The following is a 16,283-nucleotide window of genomic DNA, read 5'->3' on the forward strand; positions in this document are numbered from 1 at the left end:
GCCGGGCACCTGACCGCGCCGCCGCGGACGCCCGGTGCCGCGTCCAGGACAGGGCGGTCGGACCTCCCGCCCATCCGTAACGGCGATGAACGCGTTTCGCTCCTCGCGGACGATCCGCCACATGTCCTTCGGCCAGAAAGGGTCAGGGCGGGCGTGCCGGTGATCTCTGCGACCCGGGCGCCGAACCGCTCGGCGTCATCGGCGTCGTAGGCCGGTGTCCATGCCTTCTTCGACCAGAGGGCTGACTTGTGTATTGCGGCGCCGTCGGGCGGGCGGTTCTGACCGCCCGACGGCCGAGTTAGTCGGGCAGTCCGCGTCGCTGCCCTGTTGGTACGTGGCGGCGGGCGGAGTTCCGTCGGGAGTCGGTTACTGCGTGAAGGTCAGGGTCGTGCGACCCACGGTGCTGGAGCCGTCGCCGTACTCGACGACCCCGAGATCGCGCTCACCCGGTACGGTCCCGGGCCAGGTGACCGTCAGGTCGCGCAGGTCACCGGCAACGACCTGCTGGGTGGCGGGGGTGACCACGGCGCGGACGGCCGGGGTGTTCTGGCCCACCTTCCAGGTCCACAGGGTGAACTGCTGGCTCGTCGAGCCCTCCGGGAGTTGGGACTGGACGAGGTACACGTCGTAGTCGCCGGGCGGCAGGTCGGCGTGTTCGTCCGACCCCGCCTTGGCCGAGGCACTGACGAGTGTGCCGTCGGCGTCGAACGCGTACAGGTCGAGGTCGCTGCCGGGCATGTGGTCGGCCTCCGTGGTCGCTACCCGGGTGAACGGGGCGTCCTGCGGGACGTGGATCTGTGTCTTCGTCACCGCGTCCGACGTGTGCGGGTCGGCCGCGAAGTCGGTGGTGTCGGTGCCGGTGAGGGTTCCGGTGGTTTTCTCCGGGGTGTAGATGTCCGCCTTCGCGGTCAGGTCGCCTGTCCAGCCCACCCGGGTGGTGAGCGTGGTGGGGTTCCGGCCGTCGACGGAGACCTCGTCCGGTGCGGCGAGCAGGGTAGCGCGCAGGGCGATCGGGCTGGTGACCCGGTGGTGGCTGTGGGCGTCGCTCCAGGTGAGGGAGCCGTCCGACCAGTCGCCGTAGGCGGCGTCGGTGCGGGTGAGTTTCACCTTGTAGGTTGCCGACTCGCCCGGCCGCAGGGTCAGCCGCTTCGGGGTGACCTGCGCCGTGTAGCCGGGTGGGGTCTGGAGGGTCGCCTGGTAGGTGGCGGTCGCCGTGGCCACGTTGGTGACGGTTCGGGTAAGTGTCTGGTGGCCGGCCAGGTCGCCGACCGCGATCGACGCGTAGTTCAGGTCGCTCGGGTCTATCCTCGGGGCGGTGGCGCAGGCGTCGGTGCCGTCGTCCGCGGTCGGCTCCTGGCCGATGGAGCACAGGTATGACGTCCAGTCGGCGGAAGTGGAGTCGTAGACCAGGCCGGGGTCGGCGGCGAGGGCCGGCCGGACCTGGCCGGCGCCGTAGTCGAGCGGGGTCGCCGAGTCCGCACCCTGCTGGCCTGTGGGACGCTGCCGGCCGATGGGCTTGCCCTCGTTGTCGGTTGCCGAGGCCGTCGTCATCAGGGCCGACTTGACCTCCATCGGCGACCAGCCGGGGTGCAAGGACTTCAGCACCGCCGCGAGGCCCGAGATGTGCGGGGTCGCCATCGACGTGCCGTCCATGAAGCCGAAACTGCCCGCGAATCCGGCGGCGCCTCCCGGAACGGTGCCCGCGGCGATCATGCTGCCCGGTGCGGAGAGGTCGGGCTTGAGCAGGTCGCCGTTACTGAAGGGGTCGGGACCGCCGGAGGAGAACTCGGAGACGGCGGGAGCCCGTGTGCGGACGCGCTGCGAGGGGGTGAGTTCGGCGGCAGCGCCCTCCGTCGCGGCGTATGCCCTGACCTTCGCGCCGTCCTCCTGGCCCAGCGGGAACATGGGGACGGAGAAGTCTCCCCAGAGGGAACTCTGGGAGCTGGACGGCGTGTTGGAGACGATGACCGCCACACCTCCGGCGTCCCGCACCTCGTCGGCCTTGTCGACGATAAGGTTGACGCCGCGGTCGCAGGCGACGATCTTTCCCTTCGCCTTGGCCGGGTCCAGCGTGCCCGTGAAGCACATCGCGGCCTCGGCGGCGTCCGCCGACTCCTTGCGAGCGTCGACGGCGTTGATCAGCGGGGCCGAGGGAACTCCCGTACTGAAGCCGCTGTTGGGGAACCGGCTTCCGTCACCCAGGACCAGCGCGTAGTCGTACTTCGTGTCATGGGTTGTGGCCGCCGCCGTCGTGACCCAGGGGGCAGTGTTCTCCACCGTGTTCGGACCCGAGTTGCTGGCTGCCGCGGAGACGAAGACTCCTGCCTTGGCCGCGTTGAACATGGCGATGGAGGTCGGATCGCTCAGCGTGTTGCCGACGGAGAAGCTGATGACGTCGACGCCGTCCGCCACCGCCCGGTCGATCGCCGCCGCGGTGTCCACGTCCTGGCAGTACCTGTCCCAGCAGGCCTTGTAGACGGCGAGCCGGGCCGCCGGTGCGACTCCGCTGAGCGTGCCGCTGACGTTGGTGCCGGGGATCGACGCCGGGGTGTCGTAGTTTCCGGCGGCGGTGGTGGCGGTGTGGGTGCCGTGGCTGTCCGTGTCCAGGGGCGAGGGAACCTCGGCGCCGCTGGGCCCGGGTGCGCCCGCGTGGAACCAGTCCGCGCCGATCACCTTGTTGTTGCAGGTGATCATGGCCTCGGGTGCACTGTCGTCGCCCTCGGCGCAGCGGCCGTGCCACTTCTTGGCGATGACCTCCGCGTCCGGGCGCGGTTCCGGAAGCGGGGCGAGCATCGGGTTCTCGGGGTCGAATCCGGTGTCGATCATCCCGATGATCATGCCTTCGCCTGCGTGTTCCGGGCCGTCGGCCTTCGACCACAGGCCCTTCTTCCCGGACAGGCCAAGAAAGCGGGGTATGTCGGGTGGCGGTGTTGTGACCGATCCCTCGGCGGCAGTCGCCGGCGTGATCGACTTCGTGATCGTGGTCGCTGTCGGGGCGGTGGGTGCGGAGTCGGCCGGGGCCATGCGGTCGGCCGGGGGCGTGATTCGGTGGCCCTTGCTGGGGGTCACCGACACCACGCCGGGAGTGTTGGCCAGCCTCGTGGCCTGCCTGCCGGTGAGGCGGGCGGCAAACCCGTTGAGCGCGTAGTCGTAGTCGTACAACTTCTTGACGCCCGGGACAGCGTCCAGCACGTCGTCACGGCGGGTGTTCAGGTGTCGCAGGTAATTCTTGACGGCGCCGGAGTCGGCATCGAACCGCTTCCCCGATTCGGGAGCGGTCTGCTTCAGGCGGGGCAGTCCGCCCTCGTACGTGGCGACCGGTTCATCGGAGAGTTGCACGACGTAGGTGCCCGCGCTGTAACTGCGGTTCGTCTGGCTGGAGTCGGGTGAGTCGGCGGCGGCGTGTGCGGACGCCGTACCGGCCAGTGTGAGGGATCCTGCGAGGAGAGGAGCCAAGAGCGCGGCGACGCCTCTCGGATGTCTATGACGGTGCATCAACTATGGTCCCAGTTGGTCGACTTGGCGTGACTTAACCCCCTGATCCCGACTGTCGCAGAAGTTGGCACCGCGAGAAATCTTGAAAGTTTAAAATTCACCCACATTCACGGTAGCTGCACAGAGAAACGCTGTAGGGCTCGGCTGCGGAGTGACTGGCGGAACTTGTGTCGTCATCACCGGAAACACCTCCGGGCCGACGGGTGGGAAGCCCTTTTCAGTGGGCTTTCCACCCGTTGCCGAGCGACGACACTCGCGGTGATTCTCAGGTGGCTGCTGCGGGCGGGAACTCGAGGACGAGCCGCCCCCGCAGGCCGCCCTTCTCGAGCTGCCGATGAGCCTCGGCTGCCTGGTGCACAGGCAGGGTTGCCGCGACTCGGAGGGTGAGTTCACCTGACTCGACCTGTTCGCGCAGCTGGGTGATGGCCGCCGTGTCGGTGACGCGTGTGCGGACGTTAATGGGATACACGGTGATGCCGCGGCCGGGATCGGCGTCCCAGAAACACAGGACCGCGGGCTTACCTGGACCCAGGCGGAGCGCGCCAAGGGCCAGGCGTGGGGTCTGAAGACCATCGAGTCGTTCCACACGCACGGCACACCGCCGGTCGGCTGAGGGGACACGCTGCGGACCGGACGCGGCTCAACTGCCGCCAAGATCATTGACAAAAATGTTGCCCCTCCTGCGGCTACCCAGCGTCTGGCTACGAGGTCTCCTCCCCGAACGCCCGCCGCACCTGCTCCGCGATCAACGGGTACACCTCGCGCGCCCTGGCCTCGTCCTGGGCGTCGTAACCGTGGTCGGCGCCGGTGACGTCGTGATGGCCGACCAGCGATCCGGCCCTGCGGAGCCGGTCGGCGTAGGCCACGCCCTCGGCCTTGAGGAGGTCGTACTCGGCGGTTACGACGAAGGCCGGCGCGATGCCCTTGAGGTCGGCGGTGTCCGAGGGATGCGCGGGCGAGACCAGACGGTCGCCCCGCTGCTTCGGATCCGGGACGTACGCGCTGTCGAAGACGTCCGCCATCCACGGGCGCAGTACCGGCTTGGGGATCGCGGCCCGCTTGTCGCGGCCGGCGGTGACGAGGTCGAGCGGCGCATAGTGCAGGACCTGGAGGGCGATCGACGGGCCGCCCTCCTCCAGCGCCTGGCGGGCCACCGCCGTCGCGAGGGCGCCGCCCGCGCTCTGGCCGCCCACGGAAAGCCGCTCGCCGTCCCAACCGTGCTCGCCCCCGTGCTCGGCGACCCACCGGACGACCTCGAACGCCTGCCGGGGCGGCGCGGGGAACTGGTGCTGCGGGGCGACCACGTAGTCCACGTTGAGCACGGCCACACCTGCCTCGACGACTATGCACCGGCACAGCGCGTCGTCCAGCTCGATCTGCGGCATGACGTAGCCGCCGCCGTGGAAGTTGACGTGGACCGGCGGGGGAGGGGTGCCCTCGGTGTCGGCGGGCAGGTACAGCACGGCGCGAGCGGGGCCGACCTCGGTCGGGATGGTCAGCTCACGCTTGGTGCACGTGTACTCGGGCAGACGGGCGAACCACGAGGCCTGTGAACCCCGCCCGCTTGCACGGCTGTTCGCCAACGCTACGACACGTTGCATGGCCTTGGCCGCGAAGGCGGCTACCGCCGGACGGGCGAGAAGGGGCACGGGAGTCTCCGTTCGGTCCGAGAGCGCTCGACCGCCACCGGGAGCGCACCTTGATTGAGGAGAACAATAATCAGGAATCCTGTCAATCGGTGACCGATCTTACCGAGCCTCTGCCGTTTCGGCCACGGCGAAATCAACGGCGGGCCGGTCTGACCGTCGAGCCTGGTGCCGTGCCGGTCGGAGGCAGCCGCACCTACTCGGTCGAGTTCGACCGGGCCATCACGCCGGCAGGGTTGTGTACCGGCCAACGCGGCGACGAGACAGCCCGCCTCCGGGTCGGCTGCTTCCGTCGGCGACATGACGGTCCGCCCCTCCCGGGTGCCTCCGAAGTGGTTTTCGCGCGACGCCGCCTGCCTCCTCGACGGTCCCACCCGCAAGAGCGGCAGCTCATTCACCAGGCACGTCGGCCCGCCGGGAAGTCGCTGATTCTCATGTAAGTGCCGAAGTCAACCTCCGATTCATTGGCATGACCGCGATCTTGCCTTGATCGTCCAACGGTCGCGTGGGCGAGTCGGTGCCGATGGCGGTCGCGAAATTACTTCACCTCGATACCTACCAACTAGTTGGGAGCTTGTGCTCTACTGTGCCCACCCGATGGCGGAAACATGCCGTTCACCGCCCGGTATCCCCGTAGCAAAGGTGCTTCGAGAGGTGTTCCCATGCCGCACCAGCCTCTGATTCCAGCCACACCCGCCAAAGCGGACCGCTCCCCAGGCCCGTACAAGATCGCCGTACTCGGCGGTCTCGCTTCCTATCTGGACGCTGCCACGATCGTCTCGACGGCGGTCTCCCTCGTCCTGTTCCAGTTCGCGTTCGGGCTCACCCCGCTGACGATCGGCATCCTCTCCGGACTGCTGACCGTGACCATCGCGATCGGTGCCGCGATCGGCGGCCGACTCGGCGACCTCGTCGGTCGCAAGCGGGTCTACACGCTCGATCTGCTGGTGTTCACCGTCGGCGTCGCGGTGCTCTTCAGCGCGGTCAACACGCCCATGCTGTACATCGGAGTGATCATCGCCGGCCTCGCCATGGGCGCCGACCTGCCGACATCACTCGCCCTGATCGCCGAGAACTCGCCCGACGGCCTCAAGGGCCGCATGGTGAGTGTCACCTCGCTGCTGTGGTTGGGCGGCGTCGTGGTGGTCTCCCTGATGGCCGGAGTCGTCGCGCCGTACGGAGTGACCGGCGCCCGGATCCTCTACGCACACGTCCTCGTGGTGGCGATCGTCACCTGGTTCCTGCGCCGCTCGCTGCACGAGTCCTCCGAGTGGCAGGCGGCACGTGCCCCCGGAAAGACGGAGGCGCTCGGTGCCGAGCGTTCGATGCGTGCCCTGCTGCACCCGAAGCTGCTGGTGCCGCTGCTGGTCACCGCCCTGTACTGCGCCTTCTGGAGCTTCACCGCGAACACCGTCGGTGCCTTTCTGGGCTTCCTCTACGTCAACGTCGCGCACGTCTCCCTCAGTCAGGCCTCGCTGCTGGGGCTGGTGTCCGTGCCCTTCACCCTGGTGAGCGCGTTCGTCTTCCTCAAGGTCGCGGACTCCCGGGCCCGCCGCGCGTTCTTCGTCTTCGGCTCGGTGGTCCAGATCGTCGCCTGTGCGGCACCACTGGTCATGGGGTTCACCTCCGTGTCGTTGTTCCTGCTGGGCACCGGCTTCGGCATCGGCGGAGCGTTCGCCGGCGAGGGGATCTACAGGGTGTGGTCGCAGGAGTTCTTCCCGACCCTGTTGCGCGGGACGGCCCAGGGGATCACCCATGGCATCACCCGGGGCCTGGCCGCCGGCTTCGCAGTCATCACCCCGACGATCGCCGTCAGCAACCCGCGACTGCTCGTCGCGCTGCTCGTCGTCTTCCTCGTGGTCAGCGGACTGATCGGCGCGATCGCCGTCCCCGCTCTCGAACGCTCCCGGCGCACCGCGCCGTGGGACCGGGAACCCGCCAGGAACGACACGACCGTCGCCGACCCGGTCGGCGTGCCCGGCACCGCCTGACCGTATCCCGTTCGCACAACGCACCCAACGGAGCAATTCTCTCGTGATCGACAACCTGGCGGCCCAGCCCCCCGGAACCGACCATCGCTCGCCGGCCCACATCCCCGGAGTCCCGCGGGACACGGCCTGGCGCGCACACTGGATCGGCCCCCACACCCCGGACCACGGGCCGGGACCCGCGGGGTTCGGGCCGCCAGACACGCGCGGCCCCTTCGGTCGCTACCTGTTCCGTACGACGTTCACCCTCGACGCCGTGCCGGAGGTCATCCCGGCCAGAATCACCGCGGACTCCCGTTACGTCGTCCACCTCAACGGCCGGGAAGCGGGCCGAGGCCCGGTGCGATCGCAGCCCCGGCGCCTGGCATACGACACCCTCGACCTCGCACCGCTCGCCCGCGCCGGCGAGAACACCCTGGTCGTCCTGGTCACCTACTACGGCAAGGCCAACTCCTTCTGGCAACCCGCCGCCGCCAACGGCGCACTCGGCAGGGACGCCGTCCTGGTCCTCGAGGCCGACCTCGGCGACCGGCTGCTGGTGACGGACGACACCTGGCGGGTACTGGCCCCCGGTGCCTGGCACAGCGCGGAGGCAGAGGGGATGGACGGCATCCCCGTCGAGTGCCTCGACGCCCGCCTGCTGCCCTCGGACTGGAAGTCGGGGGCGCCCGACTCCGACTGGCAGAAGGCACGCATCGTGCCCGCACTTCATCTCGGCTCGCTGGCCCGCTCGACACCGCCCGCCGATCCCTACGGGCCGCTGCGGCCCCGCCCGATCGGCCCGCTGGGCGGCGACACCGTCACCCCGGTGCGCATCGCCGTGTCACCGCCCGCCGCCGTACCCGACGACCCTCATCCGGTCGGACATGTGCGGACGTATCTGTCCACGCCGGACCTGCCGGAACCCGTGGCCACCTCCCTTCCCCTCACACTCACTCCCGGCACCGGCCGTGCCCACCACGTGGTCGTCGACATGGGCCGGATCGTCTGCGGCTTCGTGCGCCTCGACCTGACCGCTCCCTCCGGGACGCAGGTCGACCTCATGTACCGCGAGACGCCCCACGCGCCCGGCGCGAACGACCCCTTCTCGGCCCCCAACACCGGTGCCCGGTACATCGCCCGCGGCCACGACGACAGCTTCGAGTCGTGCGAGGTGAACGGCTTCCGTTATCTGCACGCCCTCGTCACCTCGGACGGACCGGTCACCATCGACGCGGTCGCCGTCCGCGAACACCTCTACCCGCGCGCCGGAGCGGCGTACTTCCGCAGCAGCGACCCCGAACTCGACGCCCTGTACACCGCCGGGGTGCGCACCGTCGCCCTCACCTCGCACGACGCCTTCGTCGACTGCCCCACTCGGGAGCAGCGCGCCTGGGTGGGCGACGCCGTGGTCCACCAGATGGTGCAGCTCGCCACCTCCACCGACTGGCGCCCGGCCTGGCACTACCTCGACCTGGCCAACTCGCCCCGCCCGGACGGCATCCTGCCGATGAGCGTCGTCGGGGAGATCGAACAGGGCGGCGGCACCACCATCCCCGACTGGTCCCTGCACTGGCTGCACGGCGTACACAACCTCTACCGCCACGGCGGTGAGCACGAACGCGACCGCCTCGCCGAACTCGCTCCCACCGCCCGGCGGATCCTCGCCTGGTACCTGCCGTTCCGGACGGACGACGGGGTGCTGAGCGATCTGCCGGAATGGAACCTCGTGGACTGGTCCAGTGTGTTCACCACGGGAACGAGCTCCATCGTCACCGCGCTGTGGGCGCGCGGCCTGCGCGAGTACGCCGAGATCAGCACCCTGCTGCGCAACGACGGCGAGGCCTCCTGGGCCCGACGGCACTGGGAAAGGGCGCGCAAGGGGTACGAAATCTTCTGGGACGAGCGTCGCGGCACCTACGTCGATCACCTGCTGAGCGGTGTCCAACAGCCCCCGGCCTCCCAGGTCGCCGGCGCCGCCGCCATCGCGTCCGGGCTGGCCCCCGCGGCACGTCACCACCGGATCATCGACCGGATCATGGACCCCGGCCGGCTGGTCACCCGCTCCTGGATCGGTGGGGAGGGCGGCTACGACGCGGAGAAGATCCACGACGAGATGCGCGGCGTGCGGCGCATCGACTGGGACTCCGAGGAACAGGTCGTCCGGGCCCAGCCCTTCCTCAGTTACCTGGTCCACGACGCCGCGGCCCTCACCGGGCGGGTCCCCGAACTGGTCGGTGCCCTGCGGCGCTGGAGCCGCTTTCTGCACGACGGTTACGACACGTTTGGCGAGTGCTGGGGGTGGGGCACCCCGGCCCACGGGTGGAGTTCCACTCCGGCACGCGACCTCATGACGTACGTCCTGGGCGTCACGCCGGCCGAACCCGGTTTCGGACGAGCCCGTGTCGCCCCGGCCTACGGTGTCGTGGAACGCGCCGAGGGCGCGGTGCCGACACGCGACGGACTGCTGCACGTGGCCTTCGACTCGTCGGGCGTCGAGGTCGACAGCCCTGTGCCGCTCACCCTCCTGCTCCCCGGTGGGCAGGAACGCTCATACGGAAGCGGGCACACGCGCGTGCCATTCGTTTGATCCGAGGAACTCAGGAAGATCGTCCGTCCGGCGGCTCGCCGGGCGGACGATCCGTCAGGGCCTGGCCGCCTCGCACAGCAGGCGCAACTGCCGTATCACCGTGACCGGATCCACCGTGTCCGGGCTCACCAGCCACTGGTTCTCCGCCCCCTCGCCCACGGCCAGGACGAGCGCCGCGAACGCCTCCGGGTCCACGTCAGAACGCAGTTCACCGGCGTCCACCGAGCGCCGTACGGCATCCGCCAGCGCGCCACGCAACGTCGCGTACCGCCGGGCGACCCACTCCCTGGCCGGGTGCTCCTCGCCCGAGGCCTCCGCGGTGAGGATGTGCGCGAGCTGGACCATTGCCCGGTCTCCGACGGCCCGAGCGGTGAACGTGTCCATGTTCTCCAGGACCTCCAGCAGCGTCATCCCCAGCTCGGGCTCGGCGACCTGCAGCTCGGCGTCCCGATGCTCCAGAAGCGCCAGCAGTACGGCCTGCTTGCTCGGGTAGTAGTGGAGCAGCCCGGCCCGCGTCAGCCCTGCCGCCTCCGCGATGTCATTGAGGCTTCCCGCACGGAAGCCTCGTGCGGAGAACACCTCCAGTGCCGCCACGAGAATGCGCTCGCGTCCGTCGCCTGAGCCGCGGACGCGGCCGTTGCTGCCCATTCGTCCATAGTAGTGAGGCTGATCACTTCCTCCATGACCGGGGCTCACGTCGTGCCGGCGGAACACCGGACCACGAGGACGACGTCGCCGAGGCCGGTGCGGCGTCGGTGAGGACGGCGGCGCGCAGTCCGTCGGCGAACGGGGTAGTCCGTCCGGCGCCCCACGGCGGATGCGTAGGGCAGGGTCAGAACCGCAGCAGGTCCGCGGCGGCGAGGCTGAGGACGCCGTCGCGCCATGTCAGGCCGCGCAGGTCGCGGACGACGATGGTGGCGTCGGTGGCCAGGCCGCGCTGCCCGACTCCGATGACGGTCGCGCCCGCCGCGGCTCCGGCTTTCGCCCCCCGCGGTGCTGTCCTCGAAGACGACAGTCCGCGCTGCGGCGAAGCCCAGCTTCTCCGCCGCCGAGCGGTAGCCGTCGGGCGCCGGTTTACCGTGACTCACGTCGCCCACGGTGATGAGTACGGGCGGTGCGGGCAGTCCCGCCGCCGTGAGGCGGGCGCGGGCCAGGACGGTGACCCAGGAGGTCACCACCGCCCACCGCTCGCGCGGCCTCGCGCGGGCGCCCGTTCTTCCGGGGGTCTGGCAGTACCCCTTTCAAGGGGTGAGGGGGCGGAAGTCCGCCGTACGGTGAGTGCATGGACCGCAGCACCGAGATCCGTGAGTTCCTGCGCACCCGCCGGGCCCGGGTCACCCCCGAGCAGGCCGGCCTCGCCCCGCATCCGGGCGCCCGTCGGGTGCCGGGGCTGCGCCGCGAGGAGGTCGCCCAGCTCGCCGGGGTCAGCGTCGACTACTACGTCCGCCTGGAACGGGGCCGCACCCAGGGCGTCTCCCAAACCGTCCTGGATGCCGTAGCTCGCGCCCTGCAGCTGGACGACACCGAACGCGCACACCTCTTCGATCTCGCCCGGCCCACCGCGGCCCGTGCACGCAGCCGGCGGCCACCGGCGCCGCAGCGCGTGCGCCCGGCCGTGTACCGGGCACTGGACGCACTCGCAGTCCCTGCCATGGTGCAGGGGCGGCGCATGGACATCCTGGCGGCGAACCGACTCGGTTACGCCCTCATGGCGGACTTCCAGGCCCGGCCCCACCGCGAGCGCAACGCCGCCCGCTTCGTCTTCCTCGACGAGGCCGCCCCCGCGTTGTACACCGACTGGGAACGCGTTGCCGGGGACTGTGTGGCCACGCTGCGCCTGTACGCCGGACGCCACCCCGACGACCCGCAACTCACCGAGCTGATCGGCGAGCTGTCCCTGCACAGCGACACCTTCCGCCGTCTGTGGGCCGACCACGACGTCCTCGCCCACACCAACGGCAGCAAACGGTTCCACCACCCACTCGTCGGTGACCTCACCCTCGAGTACGTCGTCCTCGCCGTCGAAGGCGACGCAGACCAGAACTTCATCATCTACACCCCCGAACCCGCGTCCCCTTCCGCCGAGGCCATCGGCATCCTCGCCAGCTGGACCAACACCCCTACCGCCGCACCACTCGCCCCCGAACAGGCACACAAACCAGCCGACTGACCATCGCAAGGCGACTGCGCCACCGTGCTGCGAGGCCTCGATACTGCCGATGCCATCGCGCCGCCATGGGCGCCGACACTTTCGATGTCGCCGTGGGGAGCACCGTTTTGCCCGGCATCTAACTGAGTGCCGACCAGCTCGCCAATCTCGACAACCTCACCCGGCAGCCAGCAGCCAGCAATAGCCACAACGAGGCGGGCAAGCGGCTCCTGGAACGCTAATCTCACCCATCCGATGCCCCGCGCCGCGTCTGGCTGACTGCTGATCCCAACCCGCGTAGCGGCACCATGAAGGAGAATGATGCGAGAGCACCCTGCGCAGGAACAGCAAGAAGCGAGCCCTCAGACTCAGGCGCGCGTCCGGGACAGCTTCGCCCGCCAGGGCCTGATGCGCCACCTCGGCGCTGAGATCACCGAAATAGCCCCGGGCCGTGTTCGTATCGTCCTGCCAAGCCGGCCCGAAGTGACCCAGCAGCACGGCTATATCCACGCCGGCGCCACCAGCGCCATCGCGGACAGTGCCGGCGGCTATGCCGCGCTCACCCTGTTCCCCGAGAACAGCGAAGGCCTCACCGTCGAGTACAAGCTCAACCTCCTCTCGCCCGCCCTTGGCGATCAGATCGAAGCGGTGGGCACGGTCTTGAAGTCAGGACGTACGCTCACCGTGTGCCGACTGGAAGTGTTCGGAATACGCGACGGGCAGGCCAAGCTCGTCGCGACCGGTCAGCAGACCATGATCCGCGTGGACGCCCTCGCACCGTAGGCGCTCATCATCCCGGCGGGCCGAGACCGGCCGCCGTACCCGATAGAGCCCAGGCATGACATCACTCAACCGAGTTCCGGCAACGGCTGCAACTCCCCTCGTAGACATGCAATCTAGGAATCGTCGCAGTTCAGAGCCAGTCAACGAGCTACTGCGGTTGGTAAGGACGAGGCTGAATCAGGCCTGACTCGAGGCGAGTTCAATAACGGTGATGTCCGAGGGCGCGCCTACGCGGACCGGCGGGCCCCAGGCTCCGGCGCCGCGGCTGACGTAGAGCTGGGTGTCGCCGTAGCGTTCCAGGCCGGCGACCGTCGGGTTCGCGAGTTCGGCGATGAGGCTGCCGGGCCACAGCTGGCCGCCGTGGGTATGGCCGGACAGCTGGAGATCAATGCCGTGACGGACGGCGTCGTGGATGACGACGGGCTGGTGGGCGAGGAGGACGGCGGCGCGGGAGCGGTCGCGGTCGCCGAGGGCCCGGGTGAAATCGGGGCCCTGGCCCTCAGCCGTGCCGGCCAGGTCGTTGACACCCGCCAGGTCGAAGCCGGGCATTTCCGTGCGAGCATTCTCCAGCGGCCGCAATCCCAGATCCCGCACTTTCTCGACCCATTGCTCGGCGCCGGAGAAGTACTCGTGGTTGCCGGTGACGAAGAACGCTCCGTGGCGCGCTCGCAGCTGTGCGAGGGGTTCGGCGGCCCGGCCGAGGTCCTCGACACTGCCGTCGACCAGGTCGCCGACGACGGCGATGAGGTCGGGCTGGGTGGCGTTGATCGTGTCGACGACCTTCTGGGCGAAGCCGCGGCCCAGAACCGGGCCGAGGTGGATGTCGCTGACCACGGCGATCCTGAACCCGTGCGCGCTGCGCGGGAGTTTGGCCAGCGGAACCGTGAGGCGCTTCACCTTGGGGCCGCGGAGCACGCTGTACGTACCGTGGCCGACCGTGCCGACGGCGACAGCCGCGGCGGTACCGCCCACGACACGGGAGACGAACAGGCGACGCGAGGTACTCGCTGTTCCGGGGCGCGGCGGGGAACCGACCTCAGGTGTGCGCGGATGCTCTGCCACGGTTTCGGGTGCCGCGATGTCCGGAGCGACGGTTCCGGACCCGCCGTGCGCGTACGTCACCAGCCTGGGCTCCACGGGGGCGACGAGTTCCGGGTTCCGATCCGCCCTGGACCCGCCGGGCGGGGTGGCGACAGTCCCCACCGCCATGGGGGTGTCCTCGTGCGTGCCGGTGTCCCGCCGTACGAGGAGGCGCCGCAGCACAGGCCGGACGGCCTCACCCGCGAGCAGCGCGAGCACGAGGTACAGGAACAGCGCCATCCACAGGTACCCAGGCCAGGCAAGGCTCTGTTCGAGCAGGAACGGGGCTCTCGTCTCGGCTGCCAGGGCGCCAACGGTCAGCAGCGGCCCGGCCACGAAGACAGAGCTTCCGGCTCGCCGCAGGAGCGAGCCCAGGGGTGTCGTGTCGCGTACGAGACGGCGCCAGGCGTACAGGTGAAGCGCGCCGAACGCCGTCAGCAGCGCGATCCAGACGAGGGGGACGACGATGACCACGGCTGGGCGCAGTCCTTCCTTGAGACGTTCATGGGACGCATGGTTCCCACGACGACGTGTGACCGACCGCGTCTGATGACCTGTCGGGCAGTGCCCGTCACAGCCCGCGGAGCGACGACCCGTCGGCGGCCCCCGACATGTCAGGCAGCGTGCTGCGCAGGAACTCACGGATCTGGGTGCTGCGGTCCATGCACTCACCGTACGGCGGACCTCCGCCCCTCTTCCCCCGTGAAAGGGGTACTGCCAGACCCCCGGAAGAACAGGCCCCCGTACGGGCGCCCGCGCGAGGTCCTCGGGTGGTTGTCTGGATGGCGGGCCCACCGCACCGCACTGATCATGCATTTACAGGTCATGATCACCGACTGGGCCTGACGATCGCTACCGCAAGGAATACCTGATGAAGCACGTATCGCTGGGCGGACTGGATGTTTCGCGCATCGGTCTGGGCGCCATGACGATGGCCGGCACCTACACCACCGGCGGAGGGCTCGACGACTCCGAGTCGATCCGCACCATCCACCGGGCGCTGGACCTCGGGGTCACCCACATCGACACCGCCGAGATCTACGGCCCCTTCCACAGCGAGGAGCTCGTCGGCAAGGCCATCAAGGGCCGGCGCGACGACGTCGTCGTGGCGACGAAGTTCGGGCTCGTCTCCCACTCCGGTGGCGGCCCCGGCGTCACCGACAGCAGCGCCGCCAACGTGAGGACCGCAGTCGAGGGCTCCCTCAAGCGGCTGGGCACCGACCACATCGACCTGTACTACCAGCACCGCGTCGACCGGAGCACGCCCATCGAAGAGACCGTCGGCGCGCTGGCCGAGCTGGTCGCCGAGGGCAAGGTGCGCCACATCGGGCTCTCCGAGGCCGGCCCCGAGACGATCCGCCGCGCGCACGCCGTGCACCCGGTGGCCGCACTGCAGACCGAGTACTCGCTGTGGACCCGCGACGTCGAGGCCGAGATCCTCCCACTGCTGCGCGAGCTCGGCATCGGCTTCGTTCCGTACTCGCCGCTCGGGCACGGCCTGCTGACCGGGCAGATCCGCACGGTCGACGACTTCACCGACGACGACTGGCGCAAGTCCAACCCACGCTTCATCGGCGAGAACTTCCAGCGCAACCTGCGCATCGTCGACGAAGTGCAGGCCATCGGCGCCGAGATCGGAGCCACCCCCGCGCAGACCGCGCTGGCATGGCTGCTGACCCGCGGCGACGACATCGCCCCCATCCCCGGCACCCGGCGGGTTACGCGCGTCGAGGAGAACACCGCCGCCGACGGCATCGAACTCAGCGCCGCTCAGCTCGACCGCCTGAACAACCTCACCCCCGCCTCGGGTGATCGCCACAACGAGGCGAGCATGGCCGGCATCGAAGGCTGACCGCTGTGCGCCGCGGCCTCCGAACGACTGAGACGGCTGCTCGCGCCTTGCACGAGCAGCCGCTGATTGTGAGTGCAATCCTCAGCAAACCCCGTAAGGCAGCCGTGATGGCCGCCGCGGTGTGCGGCATCCTTGGAGCCGTGTTCTTCTCGCAGGCGCCGGCCTATGCGGGCTCCGTGACCGGCTCGAAGAGCTGCTCCGCAGGCTCCGTCTTCAACGGATCGACCTGTGTTCCTCGATGACCGAAGGTGAGGCCTCCGGGGTGGTTGGGCCCTCGCTCTCTGCCACGCCGGAGGCCTCGCTGTCACGGACGATGAGCGGCTGACCGGGCGGATCGCCTCTATGCACCGGGGCTGTGTCTGACGGGCTTCGTATGAGGCTGGGCGCGGGCCTGCTTTGCAGTCGCGTTCGGACTGCCGCGTGACGCCCGATTTCGTCATCGATCGGCCGACTCGGCAGCGCAACGAGAACGGGTCGCAGAATCACGAAGTTCTCGACCTCCGTGATACGGCCGGAAGGTGTGTTCTTCGTCGGCCGTGTACAACAACAGCGGCAGACAGAACCCACGATAGAGAATCGACCTCGAAAAGGGACCGCCTCCCAGTTCTGACTCAATGCGGTCCATCAACGACCAACGGATCGAATAGCCGTGGGCCGACTGCCTTCAGCTGTGGGTGCGGTCGGGCCTGCTCGCTTGAGAGGCAGTTGCGGCAAGGCCGAT

Annotated in this window: 11 protein-coding genes; 5 read left to right on the forward strand and 6 right to left on the reverse strand. The window is 69.4% G+C overall.

The window, feature by feature from the left end; translation table 11 throughout:
* Positions 1-366: 366 nt before the first annotated feature.
* The 3 genes from ACH4TV_RS40895 to ACH4TV_RS40905 form a co-directional block, all read right to left on the reverse strand.
* On the reverse strand, positions 367-3,456 hold the full coding sequence (locus ACH4TV_RS40895; protein WP_398406439.1) for a S8 family serine peptidase: 3,090 nt from the start codon (positions 3,454-3,456) through the stop codon (positions 367-369).
* A 304-nt stretch (positions 3,457-3,760) separates the two neighbouring features.
* Positions 3,761-3,964 carry a zinc-binding dehydrogenase gene (locus tag ACH4TV_RS40900; protein ID WP_398406525.1) on the reverse strand — a complete coding sequence of 68 codons (204 nt, stop codon included), beginning with the start codon at positions 3,962-3,964 and terminating at the stop codon, positions 3,761-3,763.
* Between the two features lie 232 nt (positions 3,965-4,196).
* Positions 4,197-5,144 (reverse strand): alpha/beta hydrolase, encoded by a 948-nt coding sequence (locus ACH4TV_RS40905; RefSeq protein WP_398406440.1) that lies wholly within the window; start codon positions 5,142-5,144, stop codon positions 4,197-4,199.
* A 659-nt stretch (positions 5,145-5,803) separates the two neighbouring features.
* Here ACH4TV_RS40905 and ACH4TV_RS40910 point away from each other — a divergent pair.
* Together ACH4TV_RS40910 and ACH4TV_RS40915 are read left to right on the forward strand one after the other, a co-directional pair.
* Complete coding sequence (locus ACH4TV_RS40910) at positions 5,804-7,132, forward strand: MFS transporter (protein ID WP_398406442.1); 1,329 nt, start codon at positions 5,804-5,806, stop codon at positions 7,130-7,132.
* Positions 7,133-7,175: 43 nt separating this feature from the next.
* Entirely contained in the window at positions 7,176-9,698 is a 2,523-nt protein-coding gene (locus ACH4TV_RS40915) for a family 78 glycoside hydrolase catalytic domain (protein ID WP_398406443.1), read from the forward strand.
* Between the two features lie 54 nt (positions 9,699-9,752).
* Here the strand turns inward: ACH4TV_RS40915 and ACH4TV_RS40920 are convergent, their stop codons facing one another.
* Together ACH4TV_RS40920 and ACH4TV_RS40925 are read right to left on the reverse strand one after the other, a co-directional pair.
* The gene (locus tag ACH4TV_RS40920) at positions 9,753-10,346 is read right to left on the reverse strand and encodes a TetR/AcrR family transcriptional regulator (protein WP_398406444.1); all 594 of its coding nucleotides are present in this window, start codon (positions 10,344-10,346) and stop codon (positions 9,753-9,755) included.
* Positions 10,347-10,390: 44 nt separating this feature from the next.
* The gene (locus tag ACH4TV_RS40925) at positions 10,391-10,876 is read right to left on the reverse strand and encodes an HAD-IA family hydrolase (protein WP_398406445.1); all 486 of its coding nucleotides are present in this window, start codon (positions 10,874-10,876) and stop codon (positions 10,391-10,393) included.
* A gap of 104 nt (positions 10,877-10,980) precedes the next feature.
* On the opposite strand from ACH4TV_RS40925, the gene ACH4TV_RS40930 reads away from it, so the two are divergent.
* Both ACH4TV_RS40930 and ACH4TV_RS40935 read left to right on the forward strand, forming a co-directional pair.
* Positions 10,981-11,868 carry a helix-turn-helix transcriptional regulator gene (locus ACH4TV_RS40930; protein ID WP_398406446.1) on the forward strand — a complete coding sequence of 296 codons (888 nt, stop codon included), beginning with the start codon at positions 10,981-10,983 and terminating at the stop codon, positions 11,866-11,868.
* Between the two features lie 297 nt (positions 11,869-12,165).
* Positions 12,166-12,630: a PaaI family thioesterase gene (locus ACH4TV_RS40935; RefSeq protein WP_398406447.1), complete on the forward strand. Its 465-nt coding sequence runs from the start codon at positions 12,166-12,168 to the stop codon at positions 12,628-12,630.
* Between the two features lie 177 nt (positions 12,631-12,807).
* On the opposite strand, the gene ACH4TV_RS40940 is transcribed toward ACH4TV_RS40935, so the two are convergent.
* Positions 12,808-14,178 (reverse strand): metallophosphoesterase, encoded by a 1,371-nt coding sequence (locus ACH4TV_RS40940; RefSeq protein WP_398406526.1) that lies wholly within the window; start codon positions 14,176-14,178, stop codon positions 12,808-12,810.
* 403 nt (positions 14,179-14,581) lie between these two features.
* Between ACH4TV_RS40940 and ACH4TV_RS40945 the strand changes: the two genes are divergently transcribed.
* Positions 14,582-15,562: an aldo/keto reductase gene (locus tag ACH4TV_RS40945; RefSeq protein ID WP_398406448.1), complete on the forward strand. Its 981-nt coding sequence runs from the start codon at positions 14,582-14,584 to the stop codon at positions 15,560-15,562.
* The last annotated feature ends 721 nt before the right edge of the window (positions 15,563-16,283 follow it).

The organism is Streptomyces sp. NPDC020898 (genome assembly GCF_044333925.1).
Taxonomy (GTDB): domain Bacteria; phylum Actinomycetota; class Actinomycetes; order Streptomycetales; family Streptomycetaceae; genus Streptomyces.

Coding starts and splice junctions, on each gene's coding strand:
- ACH4TV_RS40920 (WP_398406444.1), bottom strand. CDS start 10,346: ATGGGCAGCAACGGCCGCGTCCGCGGCTCAGGCGACGGACGCGAGCGC.
- ACH4TV_RS40935 (WP_398406447.1), top strand. CDS start 12,166: ATGATGCGAGAGCACCCTGCGCAGGAACAGCAAGAAGCGAGCCCTCAG.
- ACH4TV_RS40930 (WP_398406446.1), top strand. CDS start 10,981: ATGGACCGCAGCACCGAGATCCGTGAGTTCCTGCGCACCCGCCGGGCC.
- ACH4TV_RS40945 (WP_398406448.1), top strand. CDS start 14,582: ATGAAGCACGTATCGCTGGGCGGACTGGATGTTTCGCGCATCGGTCTG.
- ACH4TV_RS40910 (WP_398406442.1), top strand. CDS start 5,804: ATGCCGCACCAGCCTCTGATTCCAGCCACACCCGCCAAAGCGGACCGC.